The 13,348-nt window shown below is 64.1% G+C and carries 11 protein-coding genes, 1 tRNA gene and 1 pseudogene; 11 read left to right on the forward strand and 2 right to left on the reverse strand.

The features are described from left to right. The first annotated feature begins 131 nt into the window (after window positions 1–131). Window positions 132–1,241, forward strand: coding sequence for an AI-2E family transporter (locus tag H6X51_RS07210; RefSeq protein ID WP_185266852.1), 1,110 nt, complete (start codon window positions 132–134; stop codon window positions 1,239–1,241). A 24-nt stretch (window positions 1,242–1,265) separates the two neighbouring features. On the opposite strand, the gene H6X51_RS07215 is transcribed toward H6X51_RS07210, so the two are convergent. Beyond that, window positions 1,266–2,330: a metal-dependent hydrolase gene (locus H6X51_RS07215; RefSeq protein WP_185266854.1), complete on the reverse strand. Its 1,065-nt coding sequence runs from the start codon at window positions 2,328–2,330 to the stop codon at window positions 1,266–1,268. Next, window positions 2,330–3,019, reverse strand: coding sequence for a crotonase/enoyl-CoA hydratase family protein (locus H6X51_RS07220; RefSeq protein WP_185266855.1), 690 nt, complete (start codon window positions 3,017–3,019; stop codon window positions 2,330–2,332). Before H6X51_RS07220 ends, H6X51_RS07215 begins: the two co-directional genes overlap by 1 nt. A gap of 163 nt (window positions 3,020–3,182) precedes the next feature. Here H6X51_RS07220 and H6X51_RS07225 point away from each other — a divergent pair. The 10 genes and pseudogenes from H6X51_RS07225 to exbB all read left to right on the forward strand — a co-directional run bounded on the left by H6X51_RS07225 (window position 3,183) and on the right by exbB (window position 13,271). Further along, window positions 3,183–3,273: transfer RNA gene (locus H6X51_RS07225), tRNA-Ser, on the forward strand. A gap of 217 nt (window positions 3,274–3,490) precedes the next feature. Continuing rightward, window positions 3,491–5,440: a TonB-dependent receptor domain-containing protein gene (locus tag H6X51_RS07230; RefSeq protein ID WP_185266856.1), complete on the forward strand. Its 1,950-nt coding sequence runs from the start codon at window positions 3,491–3,493 to the stop codon at window positions 5,438–5,440. 2 nt (window positions 5,441–5,442) lie between these two features. Next, window positions 5,443–9,330, forward strand: a complete 3,888-nt coding sequence (gene cobN / locus H6X51_RS07235) for a cobaltochelatase subunit CobN (protein ID WP_185266857.1) — start codon at window positions 5,443–5,445, stop codon at window positions 9,328–9,330. Beyond that, window positions 9,327–9,803 carry a MotA/TolQ/ExbB proton channel family protein gene (locus H6X51_RS07240; protein ID WP_185266858.1) on the forward strand — a complete coding sequence of 159 codons (477 nt, stop codon included), beginning with the start codon at window positions 9,327–9,329 and terminating at the stop codon, window positions 9,801–9,803. The genes cobN and H6X51_RS07240 overlap by 4 nt, the downstream gene beginning before the upstream one ends. Continuing rightward, entirely contained in the window at window positions 9,803–10,120 is a 318-nt protein-coding gene (locus H6X51_RS07245) for a DUF2149 domain-containing protein (RefSeq protein ID WP_185266859.1), read from the forward strand. The genes H6X51_RS07240 and H6X51_RS07245 overlap by 1 nt, the downstream gene beginning before the upstream one ends. A gap of 30 nt (window positions 10,121–10,150) precedes the next feature. After that, window positions 10,151–10,576: an RNA polymerase sigma factor gene (locus H6X51_RS20415; RefSeq protein WP_221627264.1), complete on the forward strand. Its 426-nt coding sequence runs from the start codon at window positions 10,151–10,153 to the stop codon at window positions 10,574–10,576. After that, window positions 10,462–10,953: pseudogene (locus H6X51_RS07250) on the forward strand (TolC family protein); the annotation flags it as partial. The gene H6X51_RS20415 and the pseudogene H6X51_RS07250, both read left to right, overlap by 115 nt. A gap of 295 nt (window positions 10,954–11,248) precedes the next feature. Further along, window positions 11,249–11,878, forward strand: coding sequence for a biliverdin-producing heme oxygenase (locus tag H6X51_RS07255; protein ID WP_185266860.1), 630 nt, complete (start codon window positions 11,249–11,251; stop codon window positions 11,876–11,878). After that, window positions 11,878–12,249, forward strand: a complete 372-nt coding sequence (locus H6X51_RS07260; RefSeq protein ID WP_185266861.1) for a YbaN family protein — start codon at window positions 11,878–11,880, stop codon at window positions 12,247–12,249. Before H6X51_RS07255 ends, H6X51_RS07260 begins: the two co-directional genes overlap by 1 nt. A 62-nt stretch (window positions 12,250–12,311) precedes the next feature. Beyond that, complete coding sequence (gene exbB / locus H6X51_RS07265; protein ID WP_221627266.1) at window positions 12,312–13,271, forward strand: tonB-system energizer ExbB; 960 nt, start codon at window positions 12,312–12,314, stop codon at window positions 13,269–13,271. Window positions 13,272–13,348 lie beyond the last annotated feature (77 nt).

Below are 13,348 nucleotides of genomic sequence, written 5' to 3' on the forward strand. Positions count from 1 at the left end.
GCCGCGATGGGCCGCTGATGCCGACGCTGCCAACCTTCGCACAATTCAGTAAAGCATTCCCCGCAGCGGGCGGTCTGCATGCTGTTATGATGGACTGATCGCCGACCCCCGGCCACATACGAAGGGAGCACATGAGTACAACGCCACCCCCATCGATTCTGCCATCGCATTCCGCGGCGCGCTGGTTGCTGTTCCTGGTGATCATCGCCGGGATCTATTTCTTCCACGGATTCATCGTTCCGGTGCTGGCGGCGCTGATCATCGCCTTTGCCAGCTGGACGCTATACCAGCGCCTGTTGCAGCTCTGCGGTGGGCGGCGGACGCTGGCGGCGGCGATAGCCATCATGCTGATCCTCGGCGTACTGATTGTACCGCTGACCATGGCCTTTTCCTTCGCCCTGGAGGAAGCCCAGAGCTGGATGGCCTGGTTGGTGGAGGCTAACCGCGATGGTGCCAGCGTGCCCGGATGGATCGCGGCATTGCCGTTGGTGGGGACCTGGCTGGCGGAGCAATGGAATGAATATCTGAATCATCCCCATGCGATCAGCGAAATCATCCAGATGGCCAGCGGTCAGCACCTGGGCAATATCTCCCGGGTGATCATGACCATGAGCGGCAAGGCCTTCTCCCTGGCCCTGGCGCTGTTGTTCATGCTGATCACGCTGTTCTTCCTGTACCGCGATGGACATCTGCTGGTAGCGCAGATCGACCGGGTGGGGGAGGAGGTGTTGCCGGCGCGCTGGCAACGGTTCTCGCGCATGGTGCCGGCGACCGTTACCTCCACGGTGATCGGCATGGGCCTGATCGCCATCGGTGAGGGTATCGTGCTGGGCATTGCCTACTGGGTGGCAGGAGTTCCGTCACCGGTGGCTCTGGGGCTGATCACCGGCGTCATGGCGCTGATTCCCGGCGGTGCACCACTGGCCTTTACCCTGGTCTCGCTGTACCTGGTGGGCAGTGGCAGTACCGTGGCCGGGGTCGGGTTGTTCGTCTGGGGCTCGGTCGAACTGTTCATCGTCGACAAGACCATCCGCCCTTCGCTGGTGGGCGGCCCGATCAAGCTGCCGTTCCTGCTGACCTTCTTCGGGCTGATCGGCGGAGTGACCACCATGGGCCTGGTCGGCCTGTTCGTTGGCCCGGTGCTGATGGCACTGCTGCTGGCCATCTGGCGCGAGTGGGTACACGAGGGCGACACCGCCACGGCATTGATCAGCAGCTATCAGCAACAGCGATCCCGCTAGACCGGGGTCGCTGGCTGGCGAGGCTCAGGGCTTGGTGGGCGACAGCACCAGGCTCTCGGCCAGACTTCCCATGGATACCGGGTAGCTTTCGTCCAGCGCCCGACGATGCAACAGGCCGAGCGAGGACAGGTCAGCCCTGGGCGCTGGCCACAGCTCGGTGACCTCGACCAGTTGGCTGGTCTGTTGCTGTTGCTGCAACTGCGCCAGGGCGAAGCGGAACGGATGATAGCCGGTCATGCCCAGGCGCAGATCGGTCACCACCCAATGATCATCGATCAGGTCATAGCGCAGCAGGTCACCACTGAACCAGCGCAGACGCTGGTGCTGGGGCGAGTCCTGCAAGGTGGCCTGCGCTTCGCTGGCGCGTCGCGGCAGGCGCTCCAGAACGGGAGGCTGGCTATCGAACCAGCTCACCAGGCCTTCGTAATAATCGTCACCATCCACCGCCACCACCCGCCATAATACGGTGTTGAAGGGCGTCGGCGAACTGAAGGTGGCTTGCGCCTGGATGCCGGTCTCGGCCAGTGCCTGCTCCAGACGCTGCTCGGCCATGTGCTTGCCGGCCAGGGTGCTGAGCAGATACAGGCTGCTGATCGCCAGGGCGACATACTGCAGGCGCACGCCGGCATGCTTGCGCAGGCCGATCAGCAGTCCAGCGGCCACCGCCAGTAGCAGCGGCAGGGTGTACAGCGGGTCGATGATGAAAATACTGGAGATCGCCACCGGTGGCGTCGGCAGCGGCCACAGCAACTGGGTGCCATAGCTGGTGAAGGCATCCAGTACGATATGGGTGGTCAGTACCAGCCAGATGCAAAACCACAGGCGCAGGGTGCTGTAGCCGGGATGCGGCCGCCAGCGTCGGATCAGCCAGGCCAGTACCACGCTGAACAGGCTGGTCACCAGCAGCGAGTGACTGAAGCCACGATGGTAGGTCATGTTGGCCACTGCGTCGCCGTAGTCCAACACCACGTCCAGATCTGGCAGCGTGCCTAACATCGCTCCGTAGAGCAGAGCCTTGCGGCCCTGCCAGCGACCCAGCAAGGCGCCCTGGACCGAAGCGCCGAGTACCGCCTGGGTGAGCGAGTCCATCAGAGATCGTGTTGCTTGTCTTCGGCGATGGACTGATCAAGCAGTTCCAGCAGTGCGCGCCGGGTTTTCAGCTTGGTGTTGCGGTGCGCGGTCATGTTCAGCTTGGTCAGTAGCGTGGCCATGGCCATTGCCTCGGCTTCCAGTTCCTCGGCCGCTACCACCCGGTCCAGGAAGCCGGCGGCAACCGCATCGGCCGGCGAGAACAGCTCGGCATTGATCACCGAGCGGGTGAAGGCGCTATGGGTCAGTCGTGCCCGGGCCAGTTCGATACCCACGTGGTGCATGGTCATGCCGATGGCGACTTCGTTGAGGCCAATCTTGAACGGGCCTTCCACGCCGATGCGATAATCGGCGGACAGCAACAGGAAAGCCCCCTTGGCAATCGCGTGCCCGGTACATACCGCCACCACCGGGTAGGGGTGGGACAGCAGGCGGCGCGACAGGGTAGAGCCGGTGGCCACCAGTTCCCGGGCGGCAGCGGGGCTGGAGGTCATCACCTGCAGGTCATAACCGCCGGAGAAGATGCCGGGCTTGCCGCTGATCACCACCACCGCCCGATCCTGCTCGGCCCGGTCCAGCGCCGCATCGAATGCCTCGAACAGCGCCGGCGAAAGGGCATTGACCTTGCCATTGTCCAGGCCCAGCCGGGCAATACCATCGGAAAAACTGTAGGAGACCAGCTCGCTCATCGAAGAGTCCTCATCGGTTGAAATCAGCCGGGCAGAAGCCGGCGCAGTCTGGCAGTGTATCAAGATAGCGATGACTGGCGAGTCTGCAAATAGGATTTGCCAAACCGCTCTGGTTTGGGTACATTAGCGCGCCTCGGAACTGGCAAGCCAGCTGCCGAGATCCGGAGAGCTGTCCGAGTGGTTGAAGGAGCACGCCTGGAAAGTGTGTATACGTTAATAGCGTATCGAGGGTTCGAATCCCTCGCTCTCCGCCAGATAGTGAGCAAAAAGCCCAGCTGAAAAGCTGGGCTTTTTGCGTTTCTGCAGTCGAGATTGGCAAGAACCCCCACTCCCACTCCCACTCCCCTCGCTCGCCCAGCCTCCGCTTCCCCGTTGCGTACTACCCGTCTTACCAGTCGTCACTTGTTGTTTTGTTATAGTATAACATGATAGTGTCTTGGCCCTTTCCTCACATGCCATCAGGACGGGCCCATGACGCCATCTCACTCTCTTCGTTTTCTGCTGTTGCCCTTGGCCGGCACACTGGCTGTGCTGCCGGCCTCAGCCGGTGCCGATGTACTCGATCTGCAGTCCCAGGTGGTAACCGCCACCATTACCGAGCGTTCGCTGCAGGATGCGCCGGCGAGTATCACGGTGATTTCCCGTGAGGATCTGGCCAATCGGCCGGTGCAGGATCTGGAGGATGCCCTGCGTGGCACGCCCGGCCTGCAGTTCACCGGTATTGGTCTGACCCGGCGCGGGGTCAGCATTCGCGGCATGGACGGCGAGCACACCCTGGTGCTGGTCAACGGCCAGCGCATCAATACCGCCGCCAGTGCCATTGCCCATGCCGACTTCGATCTGGGCTGGGTACCGGTGGAGGCCATCGAGCGCATCGAGGTGGTGCGTGGGCCGATGTCGGCGCTGTATGGCTCCGAGGCGCTGGGCGGGGTGGTCAATGTCATTACCCGCAAGGCCACCGATGAGTGGCGCGGCAGCCTGATGCTGAATGGCGGGATGCCGGATCACAGCCATGGCGGCCAGACCCATCAGTTGGGTGTGTATGCCGGTGGCCCGCTGATCGAGAATGTGCTGGGCCTGAGCTTCACCGGTGAAAACCGTAAACGTCAGGCCACTGCTGACCGGGACGATACGGCTCTGTCCGAGCTGGAAGGGCGCGAGTCGCAGAGTGCCAGCGCGACCCTGAGCTGGACGCCGGACTTGGCGCAGCAGATCGACCTGACCCTGGGCCGCGGCCGCGAGGATCGCTGGCGCAATGTGCGCAGTGCTGCGCCGACTGCGCCGGAGTACGAGTCCCGCGACGATATCGAGCGTGAGCAGTTTTCGTTGAGCCACACCGGCAACTGGGACTGGGGCAGAACCAGCGTGCGCGCCTACCGCAACACCCTGGAACGCGAACAAAGCTATACCCGTGGCCAGATTCCGACCAATCCCTGGCAGAAGATGACCGATGATATTGTCGACGGCACGCTAAGCCTGCCGCTGGGCGAGCGTCATCTGCTCAGCCTGGGTGGTGAGTGGCGTCGCGAGGAGCTGAAGGATGACAGCCTGGCCAGTGGCAAGGGCAAGGCAGTGCACCGGGCGGTATTCCTGCAGGATGAAATCCAGCTGCACGAGAACTGGTCGTTGCTGCTCGGCAGCCGCTTCGACAAGCATGAGGAATACGGCTGGCACAAGAGCCCGCGGGCCTATCTGGTGTACAACCACAGCGACGCCCTGACCATCAAGGGTGGTGGCGGGCGCGGCTTCAAGGCGCCGACATTGAAGCAGCTGTCGCCGGGCTATTCGGCCATTGGTGGGGGCGGTCAGTTCACCATCGTGGGCAACCCCGACCTCGATCCGGAACTTAACACCACCTATGAGCTGGTGGCCGACTATGTGGGTGAGGGCTGGTCACTCAACGCCGGGATTTTCCAGAACAACCTGAAGGGGCTGATCCAGACCGTTTGCGTTGCCGATTGCGGGATTCGCGGGCGTGAACTGCGCAACTACGAGAACGTTGACCGTGCCCGCATCCGCGGCCTGGAGCTGGGTGGAGAAATTGACCTGCCGGCCTCCCTGCACTGGGGTATCAACTACACCTATCTGGATGCCATCGATCGGGGTGCCGACCAGCGCCTGGCCGGACGCTCGCGGCATCTGGCCAATACCCACCTGAAGTGGGCACCGACACCGGCATTCAATGCACAGCTGCGTGGTGAGTATGTCGGCAGCCAGATCGGCTACAGCCGCAACGTAGCCTACGGGCTGCCGGCCTACAGCCTCTGGCACCTGGAGTTGAGCCAGCAACTGACGCCCGAGCTGACCCTGCGCGGTGGCATCGAGAACCTCGGCGATGAGCGGCTGGCCGATGACAATGTGCTGTTCAACTACCCTGAGCCGGGCCGCACCTACCACGTCGGCCTGAGCCTGAGTTTCTGAGCATGGCCAGGTTAGTGTTGATCCTGCTGGTGCTGCTGGGCGGTGCAGGCCTGGTACGGGCCGAGGCCGTGCCGGATGTCCGTGTGCTGAGCAATGACTTCGTGCTGCCGGGCAAGCTGGCGCGGTTGCAGCAATGGGCCGGGGAAGCCGGTCTGCGGCTGGAGAGCGGTTATATCGAAGGGCAGGCTGCGCCGGCAGACCTGCTGGCCGGCCTGCTGATTCTCGACACGCCCCGGCCCGGTGACCTGGCGCAGATGCAGGCGTTTCTCGGTGATCAGCTGGAGCACGGCAGCACCCCCTGGATTCGGGTAGGCGGTGGTGCCCCGGCGTTCGGCAATCTGCCAGCGCCGGCCGCCTGGCAACTAATTGGCTACTACGGCAACGGCGGGCAAAGCAATCTGCGCCGGCTGTTCGAGTTCTGGCAACTGCAACGCTCGGGCGGGGATGCCGTCGGCGTGGCGCCGCCCCAGCAACTGCCGGCCGCCGGTGTCTATCATCCCGCCGCCCCGGCACCGTTCGACAATGTACAGGACTACCTGCGCTGGGGCAGCGAGCGCTGGCCGCAGCAGGCGCCGCGCATCGGCTTCATCACCCACGGCAGCAGCCTGGCCGATGCCGAGTTGCAGCTGCTGGATGACCTGATCGCTGCCAGCGAACGGCACGGCCAGACTCCGCTGGTGTTCTGGGTCGATGCGCAGAACCCGCAGGCGCTGACCGAGGTGGTCGAGCCCGCCGGGGTGCGCGTGTTGGTCAACCTGACCCATATGCAGAATGGCGCGGCGCGCCAGGCCGAATTCCTGCAACTGGGCATTCCGGTCATCCAGAGCTTTATCCAGCGCACCAGCCTGGCGGACTGGCGCGAGTCCCCATCGGGTATCGCTACCCATTCCGTCGCGCCCCTGCTCGGCGTACCGGAAACCTGGGGCATGACCGACCCGCTGGTGATCGGCACACTGGAGCAGGGCGAGCCACAGTTGATCCCGGAACAGGCCGACGCCCTGCTGGGCAAGATCGACCGGCTGGTGCGTCTGCAGGATCTGCCGCCTGAAGACAAGCGGCTGGCCCTGCTGTTCTGGAATCACCCGGATGGCGAGCGCAACCTGTCGGCCTCGCACCTCAACGTACCGCGCAGCTTGGCGGTGCTGAGTGGCGCACTGGCCGACGCGGGTTACCCGATCCCGGCTACCGATGAGGAAAAGTTCATCCAGCTCGGCCAGCGCCTGCTGGCCGGTTACTACCGGCCCGAGACCCTGGATGCGCTGCATGACGACGGCCTGGCGGCAGCCCTGCCGCTGGCCGACTATCAGCAATGGCTGCATGACCTGCCCGCTCCGGTGCAACAGGCGTTGCAGCAGCGCTGGGGCGATCCGGCCAGCCACTGGGCGCTGCGCCAGATCGACGGTCAACCGCACTTCATCATTCCCCGGGCGCAGCTCGGCAGCCTGCTGCTGATGCCGCAGCCGCCCCGGGCCGGGCGACCGGGCGAGGCCTATCACGACACCGCCGTGCCGCCGGACCATATCTACCTGGCTGCCTATATGCTGCTGCGCTGCCAAGCCGATGCGCTGATCCACTTCGGCACCCATGGCACCCAGGAATGGCTGCCGGGCAAGGATCGTGGGCTGGCGGTGGATGATTATCCGTTTCTCGCACTGGGCGATCTGCCGGTGTTCTATCCCTATATCCAGGACAATATCGGCGAGGCCATGCAGGCTCGGCGCCGCGGGCGCGCGGTGGTGGTCAGTCACCAGACCCCACCGTTTGCCCCGGCCGGGCTGTATGACGAGTTGCGCGAGCTGCATGACCTGATCCACCAGTACCAGCAACTGGAAGAGGGCGCGGTACGCCAGCAGACCGCCGACGCTATTCTTGGGCAGGTGGCTGAACAGGGCATGCTCGCCGATCTGGGCTGGGACCAGGCGGGGGCGCAGCAGGATTTTTCCGGCTTCTTTGCCGCCCTGCATGACTACCTGCACGCGCTGGCGGCGGACAGCCTGCCGCTTGGCTTGCATACCTTCGGCCAGCCCGCTGCTGTAGAGCACCAGTTGAGCACGGTGATACAGCAGCTTGGCACGCCCTATCTGCAGGCGGTCGCAGCCGCCAGCGGCGAGCCTTTCGACAGCGATGAGCCCGCCGCGTTGGACTTTGCCGAGCTGCAGAACACCCCGGCCTACCAGTTGATCGAGCGCCATCTGCTGCACGGCGAGCCGGTCGAGCAACTGGCTGCTGGCGAGCTGCGTGACTGGCTGCACAAGGCCCGCGAGCAGCAGCATAACTTGGCCGAGACCGGCGAAATCGAGGCGCTGCTGGCCGGCCTGGCCGGTGGTTTTGTCGCGCCGGGGCCGGGCGGTGATCCGGTGCGCAATCCGCAGGTGCCCAGCGGTCGCAACCTGTATGCCTTCGAGGCTGACAAGCTGCCCACCGCCAACGCCTACGCCGCCGGTGAGCAGGCGCTGCAGCAATTGCTCGACGCCTACCGCGCCGAGCACGACGGGCAGATGCCGGAGAAGCTCGCCTTCAGCCTGTGGTCGTCCGAGGCCATGCGTCACCTGGGTATCCTGGAAAGCCAGGTGTTGCACGCTCTGGGTCTGCGTCCGGTATGGGACGCGGGTGGCAGAGTGCGGGCGCTGGAGATTATCCCGCGCAGCGAACTGGGGCGCCCGCGCATCGACGTGGTGCTGCAGGTCACCAGCGTCTACCGTGACCAGTTCGATGGCTTCATGCAACTGCTGGCCGAGGCCATCGAGAGGCTGGGCCAACTGGATGAGGAAGATAGCCCGCTGGTCGCCAACAACCGAGCACTGATCGAGCAATTGCAGGCGCAGGGGCTGGGTAGCGAGCAGGCCGCCAGTCTGGCCAATGTGCGCATCTTCAGCAATGCCCCCGGCGACTACGGCACGGGCGTCACCGCTCTGACGCTGGACTCAACCAGTTGGGAGGACGAGGCGGTACTGGCCGAGCAGTTCCTGCAACGCCTGCAGCATGGCTATGGCAGCAGCGGGCTGGTTGCACCGCCGCCCTCCGGCAACCTGTTCGCCGAACAGCTCAAGGGGGTTCAGGCTGCGGTGCTGGCGCGCTCTTCCACGGTCAACGGCCTGCTGTCCACCGACCATCCATTCGAATACCTCGGTGGTCTGTCCCAGGCGGTACGCCAGATCAATGGCCAGGCGCCGGCGTTGTATATCAGCGACCTGCGCCAGAACACCCCGCGCACCAGTGGCGCTGCACAGTTCCTTGCCGGCGAGCTGCGCAGCCGCTACCTCAACCCCCAGTGGATCGGTGCCATGCAGCAGGAAGGCTATGCCGGCACGCTGGAGCTGCTGAATATCGTTAACAACCTGTGGGGCTGGCAGGCCACCGACAGCAGCATGGTGCGTGACGACCAGTGGCAGGCGGTGCACGACAGCTATGTGATGGACAGCCGTGAACTGGGCCTGAGCCAGTGGTTCGAGCAGCACAACCCCACCGCCCAGGCGCAACTGATCGAACGCATGGTCGAGGCGATCCGCAAGCAGCACTGGGATGCCGATGAGCAGACCCGCCGCGAACTGGTCGAGCGCTGGCAGGAACTGACCGGACAGCATGGCGCCGATAGGGGGGCGGCGCTGACCGTCGAGTTCATCAGCGACATGGCCGCCGGTTTTGGCCTCGGCAGCGCCAGCGCCAGTCAGCCGCAGAGCCAGGACAACCCCGCTGAACCGAGCGGGCAGCAGGCCGCCGTGCGCGGTCAGGTCATGCAGGAGGTCACGCCGCAGGGCGAGCTGGAAACGCCCTGGCGCATCTGGGCCGGTCTGCTTGGCATGCTTGGCTGCATCCTCTTCGGTGTCTGGTGCCAGCAGCGGGCCAACCGCCATATCCCCATCAACACAACTGCAACGGAAACACCATGAACGCCCTGGAAGTCACCCTCTACGAACTCACCCGCTGGTTTCTCACCCCGGTGCTGCTGCTGATCGTTGCCGCGCTGATCTACTCGCTGATAGCCCTTGGCGGCTTTGCCATGGAGGCCTGGCAACGCCGCACCGGCCGCCATCGCTCGCCGTTGCTGGCCTGGCAGCAGCGCCATGGCGGCAGCAGCGATGATCTGGAGCTGCATATCATGCAGCGTCTGGAATGGCTGCGCATCACCTCGCGCAGCACCCCCATGCTCGGGCTGGTCGCCACCATGATCCCCATGGGCCCGGCCTTGCTGGCGCTGACCCGCAGCGATGCCCAGGGCATCGGCGACAATCTGGTGGTGGCCTTCTCGGCGGTGATCCTGGCGCTGCTGGCTGCTAGCATCAGTTATTTCATCCTGACCGTTCGGCGCCGTTGGCTGTTGCAGGAGCTGCGGGTCATTGAACGGACCGGGGAGGGCAACTGATGCGTTTTCTCGAACAGGACGAGGACGACCCGCTGCTATCGATGGTCAACCTGATCGATCTGTTTCTGGTGGTGATCGGTATCCTGCTGGTGATCATAGTGCAGAACCCGCTCAACCCCTTCACCCGGGACAACGTCATAGTGATCGAGAACCCCGGCCAGAGCGACATGCGCATGACCATCAAGGAGGGTGAGGAGCTGACCCGCTACGAGTCCAGTGGCGAGGTCGGTGAGGGGCAGGGCAGCCGCGCCGGTATCACCTACCGGCTGAATGACGGGCGCATGATCTATGTGCCGGAGGCGGCTTCGGACCAGTGAGCCGGAGCAGTCGGTCTCCCAGCCCAGGGTGTGGCGCCTTGCCACACCCTTGCAAATGATAAACAATATCATCTGTTCGCTATCTTCGTCCGGCCAAGGGAGAGCACGGCAATCGACCAGGCACATCAGTATTACCGGGCCTACGCCAGCAAGATCAACCGCTACATCCTGCTGAAAACCAACGATCCGGAGCTCAGTGCCGACCTGACCCACGAGAGCTTTGCCCGATTGTTCACCCTGCTGCAGCAGAAAGAGAGCGTGGAAAAGCCGCTGGCCTACCTGTACACCGTGGCCAACCACCTGGTCATCGACCATCTGCGCAGCCATGCCACCAGCCGCACCGACAGGGGTACTTGCCCAAGCTCAGCCTGTACGCCAGCACTCGCAAGACCAAGTCCGATTCGGAAACCAGCTTCAACCAGACCTATGACACCGACAGTATCGGCATCCAGCTGACTGTGCCGCTGTTTGCCGGGGGCGGCGTCAGCGGGCTGTCGCGCCAGGCCAGTTACCGGCTGGAGCAGGCCAGTCACGAACTGGATGCGCAGACCAGTAGCTTGCTCAACGAGTTGCGCCGCCAGTACAACCTGTACCAGACCAGCGCCACCCGCACCCGCGCCTATGAAATGGCGGTGCAGTCGGTCGATACCCTGGTCGAGGCCACACGGCAAAGCGTATTGGGCGGCGAACGGGTCAACCTCGACGTGCTCGACGCCCAACACCAACTCTACAGCGCCCGCCGCGACCTCGCCGATGCCCGGCATCAGGCGCGGTTGGCGCGGTTGCAACTGAAGTATCTGGCGGGGGTGGTGGAGCTGGCGGACCTGGAGTAGGAGTCTCTACCTCGTCATCCTTCGCCTGCGCGAAGGATGACGAGGTGGGGGCAAAGGATTACGAGGTGGGGCGAAGGATGATAGGAGTGCGGGGGGTGACGGGGTGACAAAAGCGGTCTTTCTCGCAGTTCATGAATTATTTTAAGAGGAATTATCATTTCGATTACCGGATTCATGTCGCTCATCCGTCATATACATAGAGAGTGATGCATTCCGCCCGGACGCATCAGCCAATTCATCCCCATCAGCCAGTTCCGCCTATCACCCGGATGGCTCGGATCAGCCAGGAGTCGACATGACCTCGGTAGTAGACAGCATTGCAGAACCGCTTTCCCTTCACCTCAAGAACGGCACCACCGCACTGCATGAGAGCCTTGACCAGCGGATCATGGCGCTGGCGCCTTTCTCCAGCCGGGAGCGGTTTGTCTGCTTTCTGCGCATGCAACTGCGCCTGCATCTGGTGACCTCGCCGCTGTACCAGAATGCCGAACTGCAGCAGCGCCTGCCGGGGTTGGGGGAGCGCAATCGGTTGGATGCGATCCTGCTGGACTGTGCTGATTTCGACGTGACCGAGGAGCAACTGGCCGAGGACCGCAGTGCGGCCGCCACGGTGTGGATCGAGCCGGGTGAAGCGGCGCTGGGCTGGCTGTATACCCATGAGGGATCGACCCTGGGCGCAGCCTTCCTGCTCAAGCATGCCCGCGACCAGCTGGGGCTGTCGGAAACCCATGGCGCTCGCCATCTGGCAGGTCATGCCGAGGGACGCGGCCTGCACTGGCGGCGTTTCAAGGAGGAGCTGGATGCCATCGAGCTGACCGCCGCACAGCGGGAGCAGGCACTGGTCGGTGCCCGCCAGGCATTCGCCTTCGTGCGTGCCTCGGTCGAGTCGCTGATGGCCGCTGAGCGAGCTGCGGACGCGGTCTGATGCGGGTGCTGGGCTGGCGTTTGCTGGCGCTGGTGTTCGTTGCCCTGGGATTGATCGGAGTGGTGCTGCCGGGCATGCCGACCACGGTGTTCATGCTGCTGGCCGCCTGGGCCTCGGGCAAGGGCTGGCCGGCGTTGAATGCCTGGTTGCTGGCCCATCCGCGTTTCGGCCCGCCGATCGACAACTGGTATCGGCATCGGGCGATTCCGCGCCGAGCCAAATGGCTGGCAGCGATCAGCATGCTGATAAGCATGCCGCTGGTGTGCATTACAGCCACTGCTCTGTGGGTGCAGTGGCTGGTGCCGTCGACCATGTGTGCGGTGTTGCTGTGGTTGTGTACCCGCCCCGAACTGGGCGTATCCCGCTCTTGAGGGCAACCGGTTGCACCGGCCGACAGTGCCCAGGTGTAGCTGAATCGAAGAGGTAAGCTGAGATGAAAGTTCAAACATGCGCCCTTGGCCTGTTGCTGGCCGTGCTGGCGCTGCCGGTGTTCGCCCAGGATAGCGGCAGTGTACAGGCCGAGATGCCGGCAACCATCGAGGTGCCCACCGCTCTGGTCGAGGGTGAGCAGGCCGTACTGGATGAAGCTGCAGCAGCGCAGTTGACCAGTGGGGAGGAGGCTCTGGCTACCGACGGGGAGCCGAGCGCCGAGACTGCCATGCTGGCGCACGACCTGTCGCCCTGGGGCATGTATCTGGCCGCCGACTGGGTGGTCAAATCGGTGATGATCGGCCTGCTGCTGGCGTCGGTGCTGACCTGGGCGATCTGGATCTTCAAGGTGCTGCAACTGCATGTGGCGCGCCACCGCGCACGCAGCATCCTGCAGATACTGGTGAATGCGGAGAACTTTGCCGATGCGCGCCAGTATTGTGCGGAGCAGCGCGGGGTCGGCCTGGACCTGCTGGGGGCGACCGCCCATGAGTTGCAGCTGTCGGCGCAGGGTCCGGCATCCGATGACGGCATCAAGGAGCGGGTGGCGGCGCGCCTGGATCGGGTGCAGGTATCGGCTGGCTCGCACATGAGCCGGGGTACCGGGGTGCTCGCCACCATTGGCGCGGTATCCCCCTTCGTCGGTCTGTTCGGCACGGTGTGGGGCATCATGAATGCCTTTATCGGTATTGCCCACTCGCAGACCACCAACCTGGCGGTGGTGGCGCCGGGTATCGCCGAGGCGCTGCTGGCCACTGCCTTCGGTCTGGTTGCGGCAATCCCGGCGGTGGTGATCTACAACCACTTCGCCCGCTCCATCGGTGTGTATCGTGCGGTCCTGGGGGATATCGCCACGGCGTTGCTGATCCTGGTCAGCCGTGATCTGGACCGCAAGCGCCCCGGTGGTAGAAGCCTGGGGGACGATCGACATACCGTGGTGCCCATGGCGCGGAGTGCCGGCTGATGGCGTTTCGCATGCAGGACACCAGCGCCGCCGATCTACCGGACAATCACGAGATCAACGTTACCCCGTTCATCGAC

It is taken from the genome of Halopseudomonas xiamenensis (genome assembly GCF_014219065.1).
Lineage (GTDB): Bacteria > Pseudomonadota > Gammaproteobacteria > Pseudomonadales > Pseudomonadaceae > Halopseudomonas > Halopseudomonas xiamenensis.